Genomic DNA, 18,908 nt, shown 5'->3' on the forward strand with positions numbered 1-18,908 from the left:
CGTACATCGAGAGTAACCAGCGGCCGGATGCCAGAGCCCCGTGTTCGCCGTGGGCATACCGTCTGCGCGCTCGACCTTGCGGAACACATCGACAGTCGTTACCTTATCGACAACCGATAACAACGATCATCGATAAGGAGCGACCATGGCTTCCCCCCGACCTCCCCGCGTCCTCTCCCGCGGCGACACGATCGGCTTCGTGCTTTTCCTCATCGGAGGAGTGGCGATCGCCGTCGCCGCAGTGGTGCAGTCCGTCGTCGCCATCGCGCAGGTCCTACCCAACCGCGACATCACCCTCCTCGCGCCCTTCGTCGCCACCGAGGCGCAGGCGCCGCTCGGGCCCGACGGAGCACCGGTCGCCGTGCAGCTCGATTCCGCGTCGGTGACGGTGGCCTCACTTCAACCCGCGGCGCTCGGCGCGCTCGTCATCAGCCACGTGTTGGTCGCGGTCGCGATGGTGACGGTGGTGACCCTGCTCCTCATCCTGTGCTTCGGCATCCTGCGCGGGCGGATCTTCTCGCGTGCCCACACGGCGCTCGTCACGGCGGCGGGCCTCGTCGCCATCGCCGGCATGTACTTCGTTCCGTTCTTCCACAACATGGCCGTGAACGGCGCCCTGGCGCTGTTGTCCGACGGGACGTACGATCGCGCCGTCGTCGGAACGGTCGATCTCTTGTCCATCTTCGGCGTCGCCTTCGTCGTCGCGCTCGCGGGCACCGCCTTCGCGGTCGGTGACCGCCTGCAGCGCGACACCGAGGGTCTCGTATGACCCCGGCGGTGACGGATGACGGGCCCACCGGCATCCACTGTCGTCTCGACGAGCTTCTGGAAGCGCGCGGCATGACGCTGACCCGCCTGAGCGAACTCGTCGGAGTCTCGGTGGTGAACCTGTCGGTGCTGAAGAACGATCGTGCCCGGGCGATCCGCTATTCGACGCTGTCCGCGATCTGCCGCGTGCTCGAGTGCGAGGTGGGCGAGCTTCTCGTCGCCGAGCGCTGACCACGTTCGCCCCCCCCGCCCCACGAGCGGGGGTGCGGCCGTCAGCGGGAGCCGAGCACGGGGATGGGGTCGCCGGCGTCGACGTTCCCGCCGGTGAGGACGAGCGACACCGCGCCCGACCCGGCCTCTCTACCGATGTCGGCGAGAGTGACGCGGGGCGCGAGATCCATCGTGCAGACCTGGTCGGACGGCGGCGTCGCGAACTGGATCTCGACGTTCGGGCCGGCCGCGGTGACCGCCTCGACCGAGGGCACGCAGGTCGAGCTGCCGTACGTGACGATGGCGACCAGGGAGTCGTTCACCCAGCCCGCCGACGGGGTGAATTCCGCGGGGGCGGCGGGAACGGAGCCCAGCCCGGCGAGCATCACCTTGCCCTGGGCGACACCCGTCACCGTGAGGGCGAGGCCCGCACTCGGGTCGACGCCCGCGGGCACGTTCATGAGGGTCGCGCGCGGAGCCAGGTCGCGCGTGCAGTCCTGTCGTGGCGACTCGGCGAGGTCGACCGTCACCGTGGATCCGCTGACGGTCGGCTCGCCGCTCAGCATCGGCGGGCACGAAGAGCTGCCGGTGGTGACCAGGGCGATGGCACGGCCACCGCTGACCCACGCGGCGCCGAGCTCGCTCGCGGGCGCGGAAGCGGTGGCATCCGGAGTCGGAGCCATCCCCTCGGGAGCCGGGGCACCGGTGGCGCAGCCGGTGAGGGCTCCAGCGGCGATGAGGGACGCGCCGATCATTCCGATGACGGCGAGACGGTGACGTGACATGCGGACCTCCGGGGGCGAGTTGAGCCCATGATGTCGGAGATACCTGGATGCCGGCGGCGAGGGCCGCGGCGCGTCACTGCAACGCGGAGGTGAGGCGCGCCAGGTTGTCGAGGATCGTCGAGCGCAGGGGCTGCCGACGCCACTCCTCGATCGTGAGCTGGCGGCTCAGGGTGCGGTACGCGCCCTCGACTTCGCGCATGTCGCGGACGAACTCTTCGCCGCGGACCAAGAGCGACACCTCGAGGTTCAGACCGAAGGAGCGCATGTCCATGTTGCTCGAGCCGATGACCGCGACCTCGTCGTCGATCGTGACGCTCTTGCTGTGCAGGATGTACGGCTTGCGGTACATCCAGATCGTGACGCCCGCGTGCAGGAGAGCCTCGTAATAGCTCCGCTGCGCGTGGTAGACCATCGCCTGGTCGCCCTCTTCCGAGACGAAGAGCTCGACGTGCACGCCACGCTGGCAGGCGGTGGTGATCGCGAGCAGCAGAGCCTCGTCGGGCACGAAGTAGGGGCTGACGATGATGATGCGCTCTTTGGCCGCGAAGAGCAGGCCCAGGAAGAGCTTGAGGTTGTTCTGGAAATCGAAGCCGGGGCCGGAGGGCACCACCTGGCAGTCGAGGTCTCCCGGACCCGACGTGACGCTGAACAGATCGATCTCGTCGCGCAGTGTCTCGTCGGTCTCGCTGTACCAGTCCGACAGGAAGACGGCGTTGATGCTCGCGACGACCGGGCCCTCGACGCGCACCATCAGATCGACCCAGTGCAGGCCGCGGCGGATGTTCTTGCGGAGGTTGTACGACGAGTCGGTGACGTTCTGCGATCCCATGTACGCCACGTCGCCGTCGATCACGAGCAGCTTGCGGTGGTTGCGGAGATCGGGTCGCTGGTAGCGCCCTCGCAGCGGCTGCACGGGGAGCATGAGGTGCCAGTGCGCCCCCATCGCGTCGAGCCGGCGCAGCGTCTGTTTGTAGAAGGGCTTTCCGCGGTTCGCCCAGTGGTCGAGGAGCACACGGACCACGACGCCGCGCTCCGCGGCCTCTTCGAGGGCGCGGAAGAAGTTGTCCGTCGAGTCGTCGGACTGCAGGATGTAGAACTCGACGTGGATGTAGCGCTGAGCCCCACGGATCGCATCGGCCATGGCATCCAGGCTCTGCTGGTAATCGGCGATGAGGGTCGCGGCGTTGTCTCCCGCGATCGGCATGGCACCGAGGTTGCGGTTGAGCTGCACGAGGGCGCGGAACCACTGCGGAGCGTTGGGCCGGAGTGTGCCGAACTCGAGCGACGCGCTCGTGTCGTGGATGTACTCGTTGATCGCGGCCTGCTTGCGCCGGCGCTTGCGGGGTAGGCGCGGGTTGCCGATGAGCAGGAACAGGAAGACCCCGACGAAGGGGATGAAGTAGATCGCGAGCAACCACGCCATCGCCGCGGTCGGGCGACGGTTTCGCGGAACGATGATGATCGCGGCGATGCGCACGACCAGGTCGACGATGAAGAGCGTGATGACGAGCCAGCTCGCGTCGAACGTGGCGTTGATCACGGGTCCTCCTGGGCGGGTTGTGGACCCAGCGTAGCGACGGCCTCCGACAGAGGCCGTGCGATCGTCAGTTCGCGGGACCGTCGCCGGTGCGGACGACCGGCGGGAGGCCGCGCTTTGCGCGCTCCTCGGCCTCGATACGGGCGTAGGCCTTGCGCTCGGTCCGGTCCATCCGGATGACGTTGCGGAGGATGAAGAAGAACACCACGGACACCACGAGGGTCGGCAGGATCGCCCACAGCATCGCGGTCCAGGTTTCGTCCATGCTCCGAGAATACCCGCGCTGCCTGGGCGCGCGGTTCGCTCGGGCTCCTCCACAGGCAGTGGATATGGGGATTCATCCACCTTCGAGCTATTCCGCCCGGCGCGAGCCCCGCCCGCCCGGCCACTCTCGAGGCATGACACCCACCGTCGTCTCCGCCACCTCGTCCTCCGCGTTCCTCGCTCTCGTCCCGCATCTGCTCGAATGCACCCCGCGCGAGAGTCTCGTGCTCGTCCCGTTCGCCGAGTCGCGTTCCCTCGGCGCCATGCGCGTCGACCTCCCGGCCGTTGACGACGCCTCCGCGAACGAGAGCGTCGCCTCGACCGTGATCGGTATGGCCTGCAAGGTCGCCCGGACCGATGCCGTGGCGATCGTCGTCTATGCCGACGAGGTCCTCGCCGACCTTCCGGCGGCGCCCCACCGCGCGCTCGTCGATGCGGCGATGGGGCGAGCGGAGATCTGCGGCCTCCGCGTCGTCGACGCCCTCGTCGTCGGTTCGGACGGATGGGACAGCTACGTGTCCCCCTCGTCGTCGATGCCGCACCCGTTGAGCGACATCGCGGCGCACACGCTCGCGGAGCCGACCGGCCCGGTCGTCGACGACCAGTTCGCCGCCGCCGAGCTTCCGCCGCTCGACGCCGCCGTCTCTCGGCGGGTGATGACCGACCTCCGCGCGATCGAGAGCGTGCTCGGAGGCCCGCAGGAACGCCGTAAGCTTCCCCCGCTGAAGCGTGCGGCGACCGGAGATCCGGCCACCGTGGCGCTCGCGGATCCGCCGGTCCTGATCGAGGACGCCCTGGCAACGCCGCCCGAAGAACTCGACCCCGCGCAGCTCGCCGCCCTCGCCTTCTGCCTCGCCCGACCGTCGCTACGCGATGTCGCGTTGATGCAGTGGGTGGCGGATCTCGCCACGGGTGATGCGGTTCTGCAGGCGCAGACCGCTTTCCACCGTGGCAAGCCGTTCCCCGACGACCTCGCCCGGCCGATGTGGGGAGAAGGCGCCCTCCCCGACCCCGATCGCCTTCGACGAGCGCTCAAACTGTGCCGCCGAGTCGCGTCCGTCCTCCCCCGGGAGCGTCGCCCTGGCCCGCTGTCGGCGTGCGCGTGGCTCGCGTGGGCGACCGGTCGCTCCTCTCACGCCGTCCTGTACGCCGAGACGGCTCTCGAGATCGACCCCGACCACGGGCTCAGCGCCCTCATGCTCGACGTCATCGACGCCGGGCGCCTCCCGGAGTGGGTGTTCGAGCGGTCTACTTCACGAGCGGGAACAGGATCGTCTCGCGAATACCCAGGCCCGTGATGGCCATGAGCAGACGGTCGATTCCCATCCCCATGCCACCGGTGGGCGGCATCCCGTGCTCAAGCGCGCGCAGGAACTCCTCGTCGATCGGCATGGCCTCGACGTCTCCGCGCGCGGCGAGCTTCGCCTGCTCGGTGAAGCGGTGACGCTGGATCACGGGGTCGACCAGCTCGGAGTAGCCCGTGGCGAGCTCGAATCCGCGCACGTAGAGATCCCACTTCTCGACGACGCCCGGGATCGAGCGGTGCTCGCGCACGAGCGGGCTGGTGTCGACGGGGAAGTCCATGACGAAGGTGGGGCGGGTGAGACCGCCCTTCACGAAGTGCTCCCACAGCTCCTCGACCCACTTGCCGTGGGTCTCCTGGGGCGGGGCGTCGACTCCCTCTTCTGCTCCGAGCGCGCGGAGGTCCTCGACCGAGGTGTCGGGGGTGATGGACCGGCCGCAGGCGGCGGACAGAGAGTCGTACATCGAGATGCGGTCCCACTCGCCGCCGAGGTCGTACTCGGTGCCGTCCGCCCACGTGACCGTGGTCGACCCGGCCACCGCGACGGCGGCGTCCTGGATGAGGGTCTGCGTGAGGTCGGCGATGCCGTTGTAGTCGGTGTAGGCCTGGTAGGCCTCGAGCATCGCGAACTCGGGGCTGTGGGTGGTGTCGGCGCCCTCGTTGCGGAAGTTGCGGTTGATCTCGTAGACCCGGTCGATACCGCCGACCACGGCGCGCTTCAGGTACAGCTCGGGCGCGATGCGCAGGAAGAGCTCGGTGTCGAAGGCGTTCGAGTGCGTGGTGAAGGGGCGGGCGCTGGCGCCGCCGTGCTGCACTTGCAGCATCGGCGTCTCGACCTCGACGAAGTCGCGCTCGGTGAAGGTGCGGCGCAGGCTCGCGTTGACCTTCGCGCGGGCCAGCACGGTCTCGCGGGCGCGATCGCGCACGATGAGGTCGAGGAAGCGGCTGCGGACGCGGCTCTCTTCGCTGAGCTCGGTGTGGAGGTTGGGAAGGGGCAGGACGGCCTTCGCCGCGATGGTCCACTCGGCGACCATGATCGACAGCTCGCCGCGGCGGCTCGAGATGACCTCACCCGAGACGAAGACGTGGTCGCCCAGGTCGACGAGCTCCTTCCACGCCTGGAGCGACTCCTCGCCGACGCTCGCGAGCGAGACCATGGCCTGGATGCGGCTTCCGTCGCCCGACTGCAGCGACGCGAAGCAGAGCTTGCCGGTGTTGCGGCTGAACACCACGCGCCCAGCGACCCCGGCCGTCTCACCGGTCTCGGCCCCGGCTTCGAGATCGCCGAAGCGCGCGCGCAGCTCGGGGATCGTCGTCGTGATGGGCACGGCCACCGGGTAGGGACCGCCGGCGGCGTCGGAGCGTTCCGCGAGCAGACGCTCGCGCTTGGCCAGGCGTACCGCCTTCTGTTCGAAGACCTCGTCTTCGGTCGGTTCGGCGGCGTCGTTCGCGGGCGCGTCGGTCATCAGGAAGGCTCCTCGGGGTCTCCCCCAGTCTATTCGTCGTCCTCGGCCGCCCCGGAGTCACCGGCCGCCCGAGGGCCCTCAGCGCAGCGAGATCTCGGCGTTGTCGATGAAGCGGTGACCGCCGACCGTGGCGGCGATGAGCGCGAACGCGCGCCCGCGGTGCCCGTCGTCGACGGGCAGGAACGTCTCGGGATCGACCACGCTCAGGTACTCCAGCGTGATGCGCTGCTCACCCATCAACGCCGACTGCGCGGCGGCGATGCAGGCATCGACCCCCAGATCGGCGTTCGAGGCCGCCGCCTCGAGGGCTCGCGGAAGGGCCGCGGCGGCGCGGCGATCGGCATCGTCGAGCAGCGCGACGCGGCTCGACACGGGCAGCCCGTCGTCGGTGCGCACCGTCGGAACCGTCGCGACGTCGATGCCGTAGTCGAGGTCTCGCACCATGCGGCGCACGAGGAAGACGCGCTGCCGATCGCGCTCCCCGTAGACGGCCACGTCGGGTCGGACGAGGTGGAAGAGCTTCGCCTCGACGGTCAGCACCCCGTCGAAGTAGAAGGGGCGCACACGCCCCTCGTAGCGGAGACCCACATCGCCCGCCGAGACGCGGGTCGTCGCCGTTCCCGCCGGGAGGAACTCCGCCGCCGACGGGGCGAAGACGACGTCGACGCCCAGCTCATCGAGCACACGCGCGTCGGACTCGGGCGACCGGGGATAGGCCGCGGTGTCGTCGGCGGAGCGGAAGCGCAGCGGGTTGACGAAGGTCGACACCACCACGACGTCCGCGCGTTCGCGCGCCTCGCGGATGAGGTCGACGTGGCCGTCGTGCAGAGCGCCGAGGGTGGACACGAGGGCGACGCGCGGGCCGGCGTCCGATCGATCTGCGCCTCGGATCTCGCCGAGTCGGGTGCGCAGATCCTCGAGGGAGCGGATCATCCGTCGATCGTAGCGGTGCCGTCGAGGTCGTCACGGCGCCCGCCCTCGACGAGCGCCTGGTCGACACTCGAACGCACGAGGGCCGAGAGGTATGCGCCGGGGTTGTCGATACCGATGCGCTCGAGCAGCGCCGACGACTGCCGGACGATCGAACGAGAGAACTCCGTGGCCGTCGCGATGGCTTCGGCGTACGTCGCCCGGTCGTCCTCAGCGACCACGAGGGGCTCGCACCCCAGCTCGACCGCGAGAGCCTGGGCGATGGGGAGGACAGGGGCCGGTGCGGTCACGGCGGCATACGACTGGGCCAATTGGCGCAGGTCGATCGACGACACCCCTGTGAAGGCCATGGCGGGGTGGATGGCGAGCGGGATGGCGCCGCTCCTCGCGGCGGGATCCAGGACGCGCGATCCGTACGCGGCGTCGGTGTGCAGCACCAGCTGGCCGGGCTGCCACGCTCCGACCTCGGCGAGGCCCGAGACGAGACCCGGGAGCTGGTCGTGCGGAACCGCGACGACCACGAGCTCGCTGCGTCGAGCGACCTCGTCGGCCGTCAGGACCGGCAGGCCCGGCAGGATCGCCTCCACGCGATCGTCGTCCGAGCCGGAGGTGATCCCGGTCAGGGCGTGGCCCGCACCGGCGAGCGCCGCCGCGACGACCGGGCCGACACGTCCCGCGCCGATCACCCCGACGCCGAGGCGCCCGTCGCGACCGGCGCTCATCCGGCCCACCGGTGCGTGCGGTCGATCGCCGCCGCATCGACGCCGGCTCGCGCGGTCCGCTCGAACAGCCCGAGGGCGTCGTCGCGGCCGAGGACGCCGATCGAGGTCTGGACGGTGCCCGCGATCACGTGGGCCACCAGGGTCGCCGTCCCCGTCGCGCGTGCCAACGGGCCCTGATGCAGGCCGATCGACTGCAAGCGGGCGAGCGGAACCACGCTCAAGGACCGCCACACCCACCCGCGGCGCAAAAGCAGGGCGTCCGAGGTCAGAAGCGCGCCGTTCCGCCGCCACGACAGCGGGCGGAGCCACCGGGCGCTCTTCGGGGTCGTCACGTAGGGGTCGTTCTCCACCGGACCCAGGATGCCGTCGCGGAACACGAGTGTCCATTCGTCGCTCGACAGGTCGGGGACGAGGATCCGCAGGACGCGCTCGACATCGGCTCGTGTCCCGATCGGCAGCACCGCGGCCAACTGATCGTTGCTCGTGTCGGTGGAGGACCGCCCCGAGAGTCGGTTCACCGAGACGGTCCACCATCCGAACGGACGCCACATCAGGGGCTGGCGCACCTCGATCGCGTGCACGCGACCCGGCGGCACCACCTCCGACACCGTCGTGAACAAGCCGAAGGTCACGCGCACCCCGTCGACCGTCGGGGCGATCGAGTACCGCAGTCCCTGGGCGATCGAGCGCACGTAGTACGCGCCGAAGGCGAGGAACATCGGGACCACGGTGAACAGCAGCCACAGTGTCGACAGCGACGCCGCGACGACGATCCCCACGACCAGGGCGACGAGGACGAGGCTCGATCCGCTCAGGACACGGGATGCCACGAGCCGACCGATCGGGATGCGCACGATGCTCTCCGGCTCGGCGTCGGAGAAGTCCTCCCCGTCGACGATGCCCTGCAGCCCCGACCCCACGGCCTCCGCCGCCTGCCGGGCGAGCGAGGCGCGGGCGCCCGGTTCGGTCCGCCCCTCGGCGAGACGCCGGCCCGAGGCGAGACGGAGGATGTCGCCGCGGATGGCCTCGGCGTCCTTCCCCGACAGGTACTCGAGTTTGACGTTGGCATCCAGTCCCGCTCCGACCACCTCGAGCTTCGCGAGCCCCAGCAGGCGGGCGATCATCGGACGAGTCAGGTTGACGCCCTGGACCCGGTCGAGGGGAGCACGACGATGAGTGCGGAACAGCACGCCCGAACGCACCTCGACGTCGTCATCGCTGATGCGCAGGGTGTGGAAACGCCAGGACAGGCGGAAGAGGACCAGCAGCACGATGAGGACGACGAGGGTCGCTCCCCCCGCCACGAGGATCAGGTTGTTCGCGAAGAGGAAGTCGACCGGGTCGGGCGGGAGCTCCCCCGGGGGGATCTCGGTGAAGACCGGGAAGACCCACTCGACGAGACGCTCCCGCAGGTTCGCGACGATCACGCCGATGATCACGAGGAGGGTCAGTCCGCCGCGCAGGAGCGGCGTCAGGGGGTGCAGGCGATGCCACTCGCCGTCGCTGTAGGGCGAACGGACGACCGCTCGCTGCGGCCGGGGCTGCGGGTCGAGGGGCGGTCCCGCCGCGTGCGGGTCGGTCACAGCCCTGTCCGACGGGTCTCGGCGACGGCCACGAGCGTGTCGCGCAGGTGTTCGGCCGCCTCCTGCGTCAATCCCGGGATGGTCACTCCGGTGGAGGCCGCGGCGGTCACGAGCTTGAGCTGGGCGATGCCGAAGCCCCGGTCGAGGGGGCCGTGCGTGATGTCCACGAGCTGCATCCGGCCGTAGGGAACCGCCACGACCCGCTGCCACAGGATGCCCCGGCGGAACACGAGGTCATCGCGACGCAACTGGTACCCGAAGGACCGCGCTTGCCGCGGGGTGATGAAGAGGCCGACGGCGGTGATCAGCAGGATGATCCCGACCGGGATCCACTGCCACTGCACGCCCGTGATGATCTGGGCGATCACGGCGGCCGCGAGCACGAGCACGAAGACCGCCCCCTGCGAAATCAGCTGCACGCGGACGTACGCGCGGGCGAGCTGATGCCAGGTGCCGTCGCCGAGGGGGAGCCGACGCGACGAGCGCGGTTCGAGGATGCGGTCGTACGTCGCGTCGTCGAGCACCGTCCGGTCGGCGTCGTCGACGTTGCGGGCCTCAGATTCCGACGGGTCCTGCGGGGGTGTTCCCTGGGGCGTCGTCATCGTCGTCCTTCCGGAGGGTGCAGAGCTGCTCGGCCACGAGTCCCGCGACGACGAGGACGACCGCGCAGACGAGCGTCGCGATGATCGATCCCATCGAGCCTACCGAGGGCACCACCGGCCGGCTCAACAGGAAGGCGAGCAGTCCGCCCGCGAACCCCGCCGCAGCGGCCCCGAGGATCGACGACGCTCTCGCCAGCATCGCGATGCGCACAGCACGGAACGGATCGATCCGTCGCGGGCTCCGCCCGCGCGTCGCCCGGTAGATCGGGATGGCGAGCGCCACCACCACGGCCCCCAGCAGAGCGAGGATCGTCGGCAGACTCGCCGCGGGCGCGAACGTCGGTCGGCCCATCGCGGTGAGGACGGTGTCCAGGAGGAACCCGATCACCAGGCCCGCGACGACGGCGATCGTGAGGATGCCCGCGCCCGTGCGCCTCACGAGAGTCCTCCCCGCAGCGCGACGAGCAGGTCGGCCACGCGGCCCACCCCGGGGATCACGGCATCCGGATCCACGTCGAGCCACGGCGCCAGGACGAACTCCCGCTCGTGCGCGCGGGGGTGCGGGACGACGAGGTCGTCGCGATCGATGCGCTCGTCGCCGTACGCGATCAGGTCGAGATCGAGGGTGCGGTCACCCCACCGTTCCCGGCGCACGCGCCCGTGTCGAGCTTCGATGCGGTGGAGCGAGGCGAGCAGCTCCCCCGGCGCTAGGCGCGTCTCGAGAACAGCGACGGCGTTCAGATAGCGCGGCGCTTCCTCGTCCTCACCCTGAAGCGTCACGGCCACCGTCTCGATCGGAGCGGACACCCGGACCCCGCTGGTGAGCGGGAGCCGCCGCAGTTCGTCGACCGCGGCGGCGAGGGTCTCGAAACGCTCGCCGAGGTTGGCTCCCAGGGCCACGACCGCGTGGACGGGCGTGGCGCGCGGAGCAGCGTCCATCCCGTGCGCCAGCCGCACGTTCACGGGCGCGACCTCGAGATGGTCACGGCGACATCGCCGAAGGGAACGGGGATGGGAGCCTGCGGCTTGTGCACGGTGATCGTCACCGCGTCCACGCGGCTGTCGGCGAGCACGGCGTCGGCCAGTCGCTGCGCGAGGGTCTCGAGCAGGTCGACCGCCTCGCCTTCGACGATCCGCACGAGGCGCTCGGCGAGTTCGCCGTAGTGCACGGTGTCGACCACGTCGTCGGTCTCGGCCGCGCGCCGCAGTGAGAGCGAGAGGGTCGCGTCGACCACGAATTCCTGCCCGTCGCGCTTCTCGTCGGGGTAGACCCCGTGGTGACCCACGGCACGCACCCCCGTCAGAGTGATCGTGTCGGCATCCATCAGCTCTCCCAAGCGCGGGCGACGGCGAGTGCGTCGCGGGTGGACGGTACGTCGTGCACGCGCACGGCCCACGCGCCGGCGCGGGCGGACAGGGCGCTCGTGACGGCCGTCGCCAGGTCACGGCGAGCCAGGTCGGCGTCTTCGCCGATCGCCTCCGCGAGGAACCTCTTGCGGCTCGTGCCCACGAGCACCCGCAGTCCGAGTGCCGAGATCTCGGGGAGCGCGCTCAACGTCTGCCAGTTCTGCGCTCCGCGCTTGCCGAACCCGATGCCCGGGTCGACGACGAGGCGCGACCGATCGATGCCCGCGGAGAGGGCGGACTCGACCCTTTCAGCGAGCTCGGCGGACACCTCGCGCCCCACGTCGACGTAGTCGGCACGGGCGTACATCTCCGTCGACGGACCGCGCCAGTGCCCGAGGGCGATGTCGGCATCGGTCTCGGCGACGGCGGCGAGCATGTCGGGGTCGGCCAGCCCACCGGAGACGTCGTTCACGAGCCGTGCGCCCGCGCGGACGGCGGCGACCGCCGTGGCGGCGTTCATGGTGTCGATGCTCACGAAGGAGCCTTCGGATGCCAGGGCCTCGACGACCGGCAGCACGCGCTGCTGCTCGACGCGGGGCGCCACACGCTGGGCTCCGGGCCGGGTGGATTCGCCGCCGACGTCGAGGATCTCCGCCCCCTGGGCGCGGAGGTGGCGAGCGTGGGCGAGTGCGACGTCGGGGTCGAGGTACCGGCCGCCGTCGCTGAACGAATCGGGGGTGACGTTGACGATCCCCATGATGAGGGTCACGCGCGTGCTCCGATCAGCGCCACGAGCTCGGCACGCGCGACGGGGTCGCCGTAGACGCCGCGCGCGGCGATCGTCACGGTCGAGGCGTCGGGCTGTCGGCCCCCGCGCATGGTCACGCACTCGTGCACCGCATCGAGGACGACGAGCACGCCCCGCGCGTCCAGGGCCGAGGCGATGGTGTCGGCCACCTGTTCGCCGAGACGCTCCTGCACCTGCGGGCGGGCGGCGAGGATGTCGATCACCCGCGGCAGGGCGCCGAGTCCGACGACCTCCTCACCCGGGAGGTACGCCACGTGCGCCCGACCGCGGAAGGGGAGCAGGTGATGCTCGCACATCGACCGGAACGCGATGTCGCGCAGCATCACGGCACCCGAGGGGAGGGTGTCCGGCGCCGGGCCGCGCGACACCGAGATGGTGTGCTGCAGCGGGGCGCCGGCATCCTGATTCACTCCCCCGAAGAACTCGGCCCAGGAGTCTGCCACGCGCGTCGGGGTCTGGCGGAGCCCGGGGCGATCGGGGTCTTCCCCGATCGCCTCCAGGAGCTCGCGCACCAGGACGGCGACGCGTTCACGATCGACGGCCACGGCGCCTCAGGCGGTGGCCGGGCGCGTCTGTCCGCTGGGACGGGGCTGCGCCTTGGCGGCGGCCTGCGACTCCGCTTCGGTGGATGCCGCGATGCCGGCGGGCTGCTGACGACGCGGGACCTCGACGGGCGGCTGGGTCGACACGGGGCGGTCTCCCGACGACAGCCACTGCGGGCGCGGTGTCAGACGCTTGACGTCGGTGAAGATCTCGGCCAGCTCGTTGTGGTCGAGGGTCTCCTTCTCGAGCAGCGCCAGCGCGAGGCGGTCGAGCACCTCGCGGTTATCGTTGATGACCTGATAGGCCTCGTTGTGCGCCTGCTCGATGAGCGCGCGCACCTGGGCGTCGACGCGCTCGGCGATGCGCTCCGAGAAGTCACGGCCGTGGCCCATGTCGCGGCCCATGAAGACCTCGCCCGACGATCCGCCGAGCTTGACCGGACCGACCTCGTTGGTCATGCCGTACTCGGTGACCATCTTGCGGGCGATGCTCGTGGCCTTCTCGATGTCGTTCGAGGCGCCGGTGGTGGGGTCGTGGAAGACGATCTCTTCGGCGACGCGTCCGCCCATCGCGTACGTCAGCTGGTCCTGCAGCTCGTTGCGGGTGACGGAGTACTTGTCGTCGAGCGGGAGAACCATCGTGTAGCCGAGGGCCTTGCCGCGCGGGAGGATCGTCACCTTGGTGACGGGGTCGGTGTGGTTCATCGCCGCGGCAGCGAGGGCGTGGCCGCCCTCGTGGTACGCGGTGATGAGCTTCTCTTTGTCCTTCATCACGCGGGTGCGGCGCTGGGGGCCCGCGATCACGCGGTCGATGGCCTCGTCGAGGGCGCGGTTGTCGATGAGCTGGGCGTTCGAGCGCGCGGTCAGCAGAGCGGCCTCGTTGAGCACGTTCGCCAGGTCGGCACCGGTGAAGCCGGGCGTCTTGCGCGCGACGACCTCGAGGTCGACCGAGTCCGACAGCGGCTTGCCGCGCCCGTGCACCTCGAGGATGCGCTGGCGACCCTTGAGGTCGGGGGCGTCGACGCCGATCTGGCGGTCGAAGCGGCCCGGGCGCAGCAGGGCGGGGTCGAGGATGTCGGGACGGTTGGTCGCCGCGATGACGATCACGTTGACTTTGGGGTCGAAGCCGTCCATCTCGACGAGCATCTGGTTCAGCGTCTGCTCGCGCTCGTCGTGACCGCCGCCCATGCCAGCGCCGCGGTGGCGGCCGACGGCGTCGATCTCGTCGATGAAGATGATGGCCGGGGAGCTCTCTTTGGCCTGGTTGAACAGGTCGCGCACGCGGCTCGCACCGACACCCACGAACATCTCGACGAAGTCCGAACCCGAGATGGAGTAGAACGGAACACCGGCCTCGCCGGCGACAGCGCGGGCGAGCAGGGTCTTACCGGTTCCGGGAGGGCCGTACAGCAGCACGCCCTTCGGGATGCGGGCGCCGACCTCTTCGAACTTCTTCGGGTCCTTGAGGAATTCCTTGATCTCGTCGAGCTCCTCGATGGCCTCGTCGGAGCCCGCGACGTCCTGGAACGTGACGGTGGGCGTCTCTTTGGTCACGAGCTTGGCGCGCGACTTGCCGAACTGCATGACCTTGCTGCCGCCGCCCTGGGCGCTCGAGAGCAGCCACCAGAAGAGCAGGCCGAGCAGCACGAGCGGGAGCAGGAGTCCGAGAAGACCGTCGAACCAGCTGGGCTTGGGCACGACGTCGTTGAAGCCGTCGGAGGGGTTCGCGGAGTCGATCGCGGTGGCCACCTCGTTCGCACGGGCCTGGCTGAAATAGAACTGCACGTCGTTGGCGCCCTCGAAGGGCTGCGACAGCTTCAGGTCCACGCGCTGATCGGGGTCGTTGGTGACCACCTGCGTCACGGTGCCGCCCTTGAGCAGGTCGAGACCCTCTTTGGTGGAGACCTGACGGGCACCGCTCAGGTTCGTGATGAGGGAGAAACCGATGACGAGAAGCAGACCGACCAGCAGAACGTAGATGATCGGATTTCGCGTGATCTTCTTGAAATTCATGGTGGGCGAGCCCAGCCCTTTCGTGATCCTCCGCAGAAATGCGGTCGCATCAGGCTAACGCCCACGGACTATGCCGGGCCTGTGCGTTCGTCATGGGCGTACAAGGCTCCGGATGCCACCGGCCCCTCCGCCGTGGAGACGGCGTGTCGTCAGGAGTAGACGTGGGGTGCGAGCACCGCGACGTCGCGCAGGTTGCGGTAGCGCTCTGCGTAGTCGAGGCCGTATCCGATGACGAAGTCGTTGGGGATGTCGAAGCCCACGTAGCGGCAGTCGACCTCGACCTTCATCGCGTCGGGCTTGCGCAGCAGCGCGAGCACCTCGACCGACTCCGCTCCGCGCGAGGCGAAGTTCTCGAGCAACCAGCTGAGGGTCAGGCCGGAGTCGATGATGTCCTCGACGATCAGCACGTGCTTTCCGGTGATGTCGGTGTCGAGGTCTTTGCGGATCTGCACGACGCCGCTCGAGCGGGTCGACGCGCCGTAGGACGACACGGCCATCCAGTCCATCGACACGTGCATCGGCAGGTGCCGGGCGAAATCGGCCATGACCATGACCGCGCCCTTCAGCACGCCCACGAGGACGACGTCGCGTCCCTCGTAGTCGGCGGCCACCCGCGTCGCCAGTTCGGCGAGCTTTTCGTGGATCTGCTCCTCGGTGAGGAGGACTTCGCTGATGTCGTCGGAGATGTCGGCCGCGCGCATTCGGAAAGTCTACGTCGGCGGATCAGGATGCCGTGCGCGCGACGACCTCGATCCGGGCGCCGACGCGTCTGGCGAGGCACCCGGGCAGGTCGATGGGCCCCTGACCCGTCCAGTCGGTCGCCAGACGGGCGACCTCGAGGGTCTGGGTGCGCGAGAGCGAGACGCCGAACTCGCTGTCGACGACATAGCGGATGATCCGGTTGCGCAGAGCGGCGGGGTTCGCGGCGAGGGCGGCGACCGAGATCGAGATCCCCGCCTCAGCGTGCTCGACGATGTCTTCGATCGTCTCGTCGATCATGTCCTGGAAGGCGTCGGCGTCTTCGCGCAGCTGCTCGGCGGTGCGCGCGAGCGCCTCGGCGACGCCCGGTCCGAGCTCGGCCTCGAGCACCGGCAGCACGCGATCGCGTACCCGCACGCGCGCGAACCCCGGGTCGGCGTTGTGGGGGTCGGTCCAGGGGTCGAGCCCCGCGGCCGCGCACGCCGCGACCGTGGTGCGTCGGCGAACCGTCAGCAGGGGGCGCACCCACACCGGGCCCGTGGCATCCCGCCGCTGCGCGGGCATGCCCGCCAGGCTGAGCCCGCCGGAGCCGCGCGCGAGCCCGAGGAGGACGGTCTCGGCCTGGTCGTCGAGGGTGTGTCCGAGCAGGACGAGCTCGGCGCCGAGGTCGGCCGCCGCTTCGGCCAAGCCGGCGTATCGAGCCGCACGCGCCGCGGCCTCGGGCCCGTCGACCGAGCCCACCTCGACCCGCACGACCCGCGCCTCGAGACCGAGACCACGCGCCGCGTTCGCGGCGGCCGCGGCGATGGCATCCGATCCCGCTTGCAGGCCGTGGTCGATCACGATCGCGACGGCACGGATGCCGGCACGCGGCGCCTCGAAAGCGGTCGCCGCCGCCAGCGCCAGCGAATCCGGGCCGCCCGACAGGGCGATGACGACGGGGCCACCGGCCCGCGGGAGCGCGGCGCGGACGGCGCGGCGCACCTCGGCGACGGAGGGGTCCAGGCCGGGGCGGTGATCCATGCCTCCACGCTATCGCCGGGCCGCGACGCCGCCGCCTGCGCGCCCCCGGACACGACGCAGGAGTTTCCCGCGGCGACGCCTCGCCGCTGCGCCTCGTCACCGCCCGCCGACCGCGAACTCCTGCCGTGTGGCTCCGCGTGGGCGTCACCCGCCCGCCGGACTAGGCTGGGCCGCGGAAATCCACAGATCTAAGGAGCACGAGTATGGGCGCTTTCGACGCCGTCATCGAGATCCCCCGCGGAAGCCGCGTGAAGTACGAAGTCGACCACGGCACCGGCCGTGTCTACCTCGACCGCATCCTCTACACGGTGTTCGGCTACCCCGCCAACTACGGCTTCTTCGAGAACACCCTCGGCGAAGACGGCGACCCGCTCGACGTGCTCGTGCTGCTCGACCGCGACCTGCACCCCGGCATCCTCGCCAAGGTGCGCCCGGTCGGCGTGCTCAAGATGAGCGACGAGGCCGGCGGCGACGACAAGGTCGTGGCCGTGCTCGCGAAGGACCCGCGTTGGGACCACATCCAGGACGTCGGCGACATCGACGAGTGGACCAAGAAGGAGATCTCGCACTTCTTCGAGCACTACAAGGACCTCGAGCCCAACAAGTGGGTCAAGGTCGACGAGTGGGCGGATGCCGCTGAGGCCGAGCGTCTCGTGGCCGAGGCCTTCACGCGTTTCGACGAGCACGACGCTCAGACCAAGACGCAGGGATCCGGCGAGGCGCCGAACACCCTCTGATCCTCTGCAGACGAGAAAACCCCCGGTCCATCGACCGGGGGTTTTCTCGTGGGCTCGGTCAGACCGAGACGCCGCGGGCGCGCAACCAGGGCGCGGGGTCGGTGGTGCCGCCTCCGGGAGGGTAGACCTCGAAGTGCAGGTGGCAGCCGAAGGAGTTGCCGGTCTGACCGGTCGCGGCGATCTGCTGACCGGCCGAGACGCGCTGACCGTACGAGACGTAGATGCCGCCGTTGACGATGTGGCCGTAGCCCGTTCCCGAGCCGTCGTCGTGCTGGATGCGGATGTAGTTTCCGAAACCACCGTTGACACCGGCGTAGGTCACTCGACCCGAGGCCGCGGCGTAGATGGGCGACCAGCAGCTGGCACCGAAGTCCAGTCCGAGGTGCCAGGTGCTGGCGCAGTAGCTGGAGTTGCACTGGCCGGAGCGGGGGCCGTAGCCCGACGACGTGTAGGCCGACGAGGGACGAGCCCAGCCGGATCCGCCGACGCTTCCGCCGCCACCGCCGCCTCCGCCACCGCCGCCTCCGCCACCGCCGCCTCCGCCACCACCGCTGTTCTGGTTGTTGCGGGCTTCCTGCTCACGGCGGGCACGCTCGGCCGCATCACGCGCTGCGGCCTCTTCGCGGGCCTTGCGCTCGCGCTCTTCGCGTGCCTTGCGCTCGGCTTCGACGCCGGCCTGGTAATCAGCCACGGTCTTGGCGGTCGTGTCCTGGAGGGCGGCGAGCTGCGCCTCGAGCACGGCCTGGTTGGCCTGCTGCGCGGCGAGGGCCTCCTGGGCCGCCTGGGCCGCCTGCTGAGCGGCCGCCATCTTCTCTTCGGCGATCTTCTGCAGACGATCGCGCTCGGCCCGGGCGTCGTTGGCCTGGTTGCTGAGGTTCTTCGCGTTGTCGCGCGCCGAGACGGCCGCGGCGTACACCGACTTGTTCCGCTCGAGCAGCTTGTCCATCGTGCCGAGCTTGGCGAGCAGGTCGTCCGCGGATGCGGCCGAGCCCGAGAAGAAGAGGTCGAGCGAGGTGTCGTCGCCGCCGGAGCGGTACAGCTGCGCCGCGACCTTCCCGGCCTTGCTGGCGGCATCCGTCGCCTTCGCCGCTTCGGCATCGGCCTGCTGCTGAATCAGCTGGGCCCGGTAGTCGGCATCCTGGAAGGCCTGCTGAGCGGCGTAGTACTCGTCGGAGCGGGCCTGGACCTCAGCCTGCGTGCGGGCGACCTCGGACTGCAAGCCCTGGATCAGCCCCTGGATGCGCGAGATCTCGCCGGCCTTGGCTGCTTCGTTGGCCTTGGCCGCCTGCACGTCATCCCACGAGGGGTAGTCGGCGGCGACGGCGGGAGAGGCGAAGCCGGACGTCGCGGCGCCGAAGGCACCCAGAGCGACAGCGCCGAGGGCGCCGTACTTCAGCGCACTGCGCCGGTCGAAGGTGGGCCACAAACGCCGCTGCTCGCTCGCCGTGGGGGCGCAGCCGCAGTCGTCAGTCTTATCAGGGGGCACGAGCGTCACGGGACTACCTCATCTCACCGGGTCGCAACTCGGCTAACAGTAGCAACACGAGTCACACGCACAACAGGGCGAGT

Annotated in this window: 21 protein-coding genes; 4 read left to right on the plus strand and 17 right to left on the minus strand. The window is 70.1% G+C overall.

The window, feature by feature from the left end; genetic code table 11:
* Window positions 1–145: 145 nt before the first annotated feature.
* Together AB6V31_RS13365 and AB6V31_RS13370 are read left to right on the plus strand one after the other, a co-directional pair.
* Window positions 146–769 carry a hypothetical protein gene (locus tag AB6V31_RS13365; protein ID WP_056225999.1) on the plus strand — a complete coding sequence of 208 codons (624 nt, stop codon included), beginning with the start codon at window positions 146–148 and terminating at the stop codon, window positions 767–769.
* On the plus strand, window positions 766–999 hold the full coding sequence (locus tag AB6V31_RS13370; RefSeq protein WP_074695941.1) for a helix-turn-helix transcriptional regulator: 234 nt from the start codon (window positions 766–768) through the stop codon (window positions 997–999). Before AB6V31_RS13365 ends, AB6V31_RS13370 begins: the two co-directional genes overlap by 4 nt.
* Window positions 1,000–1,040: 41 nt before the next feature.
* Here the strand turns inward: AB6V31_RS13370 and AB6V31_RS13375 are convergent, their stop codons facing one another.
* From AB6V31_RS13375 to AB6V31_RS13385, 3 genes are all read right to left on the minus strand, one after another.
* Complete coding sequence (locus AB6V31_RS13375; RefSeq protein WP_369366182.1) at window positions 1,041–1,763, minus strand: hypothetical protein; 723 nt, start codon at window positions 1,761–1,763, stop codon at window positions 1,041–1,043.
* A gap of 73 nt (window positions 1,764–1,836) precedes the next feature.
* Window positions 1,837–3,303: a cardiolipin synthase gene (cls, locus tag AB6V31_RS13380; protein WP_369366184.1), complete on the minus strand. Its 1,467-nt coding sequence runs from the start codon at window positions 3,301–3,303 to the stop codon at window positions 1,837–1,839.
* 64 nt (window positions 3,304–3,367) lie between these two features.
* Window positions 3,368–3,565: a hypothetical protein gene (locus AB6V31_RS13385; RefSeq protein WP_056225986.1), complete on the minus strand. Its 198-nt coding sequence runs from the start codon at window positions 3,563–3,565 to the stop codon at window positions 3,368–3,370.
* A 133-nt stretch (window positions 3,566–3,698) separates the two neighbouring features.
* Between AB6V31_RS13385 and AB6V31_RS13390 the strand changes: the two genes are divergently transcribed.
* Window positions 3,699–4,862, plus strand: coding sequence for a DUF4192 family protein (locus tag AB6V31_RS13390; protein ID WP_369366186.1), 1,164 nt, complete (start codon window positions 3,699–3,701; stop codon window positions 4,860–4,862).
* On the opposite strand, the gene lysS is transcribed toward AB6V31_RS13390, so the two are convergent.
* The 13 genes from lysS to tilS form a co-directional block, all read right to left on the minus strand.
* A complete protein-coding gene (gene lysS / locus AB6V31_RS13395) occupies window positions 4,813–6,333 on the minus strand; it encodes a lysine--tRNA ligase (RefSeq protein ID WP_279365357.1) in 1,521 nt (506 codons plus the stop codon). The two genes, AB6V31_RS13390 and lysS, sit on opposite strands and share 50 nt — an antisense overlap.
* 78 nt (window positions 6,334–6,411) lie before the next feature.
* The gene (panC, locus tag AB6V31_RS13400; RefSeq protein ID WP_369366189.1) at window positions 6,412–7,266 is read right to left on the minus strand and encodes a pantoate--beta-alanine ligase; all 855 of its coding nucleotides are present in this window, start codon (window positions 7,264–7,266) and stop codon (window positions 6,412–6,414) included.
* The gene (locus AB6V31_RS13405) at window positions 7,263–7,985 is read right to left on the minus strand and encodes a DUF2520 domain-containing protein (RefSeq protein WP_056225974.1); all 723 of its coding nucleotides are present in this window, start codon (window positions 7,983–7,985) and stop codon (window positions 7,263–7,265) included. Before AB6V31_RS13405 ends, panC begins: the two co-directional genes overlap by 4 nt.
* Window positions 7,982–9,568, minus strand: a complete 1,587-nt coding sequence (locus AB6V31_RS13410) for a PH domain-containing protein (protein WP_369366192.1) — start codon at window positions 9,566–9,568, stop codon at window positions 7,982–7,984. Before AB6V31_RS13410 ends, AB6V31_RS13405 begins: the two co-directional genes overlap by 4 nt.
* Complete coding sequence (locus AB6V31_RS13415; protein ID WP_369366194.1) at window positions 9,565–10,170, minus strand: PH domain-containing protein; 606 nt, start codon at window positions 10,168–10,170, stop codon at window positions 9,565–9,567. The genes AB6V31_RS13410 and AB6V31_RS13415 overlap by 4 nt, the downstream gene beginning before the upstream one ends.
* Complete coding sequence (locus AB6V31_RS13420) at window positions 10,124–10,609, minus strand: DUF3180 family protein (protein WP_056225966.1); 486 nt, start codon at window positions 10,607–10,609, stop codon at window positions 10,124–10,126. The genes AB6V31_RS13415 and AB6V31_RS13420 overlap by 47 nt, the downstream gene beginning before the upstream one ends.
* Window positions 10,606–11,133, minus strand: a complete 528-nt coding sequence (folK, locus tag AB6V31_RS13425; RefSeq protein ID WP_074695954.1) for a 2-amino-4-hydroxy-6-hydroxymethyldihydropteridine diphosphokinase — start codon at window positions 11,131–11,133, stop codon at window positions 10,606–10,608. Before folK ends, AB6V31_RS13420 begins: the two co-directional genes overlap by 4 nt.
* Window positions 11,130–11,495, minus strand: coding sequence for a dihydroneopterin aldolase (gene folB, locus AB6V31_RS13430; RefSeq protein WP_056225960.1), 366 nt, complete (start codon window positions 11,493–11,495; stop codon window positions 11,130–11,132). The genes folK and folB overlap by 4 nt, the downstream gene beginning before the upstream one ends.
* Window positions 11,495–12,286, minus strand: coding sequence for a dihydropteroate synthase (folP, locus tag AB6V31_RS13435; protein WP_369366199.1), 792 nt, complete (start codon window positions 12,284–12,286; stop codon window positions 11,495–11,497). Before folP ends, folB begins: the two co-directional genes overlap by 1 nt.
* Window positions 12,283–12,870 carry a GTP cyclohydrolase I gene (gene folE, locus AB6V31_RS13440; protein ID WP_056225954.1) on the minus strand — a complete coding sequence of 196 codons (588 nt, stop codon included), beginning with the start codon at window positions 12,868–12,870 and terminating at the stop codon, window positions 12,283–12,285. Before folE ends, folP begins: the two co-directional genes overlap by 4 nt.
* 6 nt (window positions 12,871–12,876) lie before the next feature.
* Window positions 12,877–14,880, minus strand: a complete 2,004-nt coding sequence (ftsH, locus tag AB6V31_RS13445; protein WP_056225950.1) for an ATP-dependent zinc metalloprotease FtsH — start codon at window positions 14,878–14,880, stop codon at window positions 12,877–12,879.
* Window positions 14,881–15,029: 149 nt separating this feature from the next.
* Complete coding sequence (gene hpt, locus AB6V31_RS13450; RefSeq protein WP_056225947.1) at window positions 15,030–15,581, minus strand: hypoxanthine phosphoribosyltransferase; 552 nt, start codon at window positions 15,579–15,581, stop codon at window positions 15,030–15,032.
* A 22-nt stretch (window positions 15,582–15,603) separates the two neighbouring features.
* A complete protein-coding gene (gene tilS / locus AB6V31_RS13455) occupies window positions 15,604–16,602 on the minus strand; it encodes a tRNA lysidine(34) synthetase TilS (RefSeq protein ID WP_369366201.1) in 999 nt (332 codons plus the stop codon).
* A gap of 203 nt (window positions 16,603–16,805) precedes the next feature.
* On the opposite strand from tilS, the gene AB6V31_RS13460 reads away from it, so the two are divergent.
* On the plus strand, window positions 16,806–17,339 hold the full coding sequence (locus AB6V31_RS13460; RefSeq protein WP_056225941.1) for an inorganic diphosphatase: 534 nt from the start codon (window positions 16,806–16,808) through the stop codon (window positions 17,337–17,339).
* A 58-nt stretch (window positions 17,340–17,397) separates the two neighbouring features.
* Here the strand turns inward: AB6V31_RS13460 and AB6V31_RS13465 are convergent, their stop codons facing one another.
* Complete coding sequence (locus AB6V31_RS13465) at window positions 17,398–18,834, minus strand: M23 family metallopeptidase (protein WP_369366203.1); 1,437 nt, start codon at window positions 18,832–18,834, stop codon at window positions 17,398–17,400.
* Between the last annotated feature and the right edge of the window lie 74 nt (window positions 18,835–18,908).

Source organism: Microbacterium sp. 16-032 (genome assembly GCF_041079455.1).
In the GTDB taxonomy this organism is placed as follows: domain Bacteria; phylum Actinomycetota; class Actinomycetes; order Actinomycetales; family Microbacteriaceae; genus Microbacterium; species Microbacterium testaceum_A.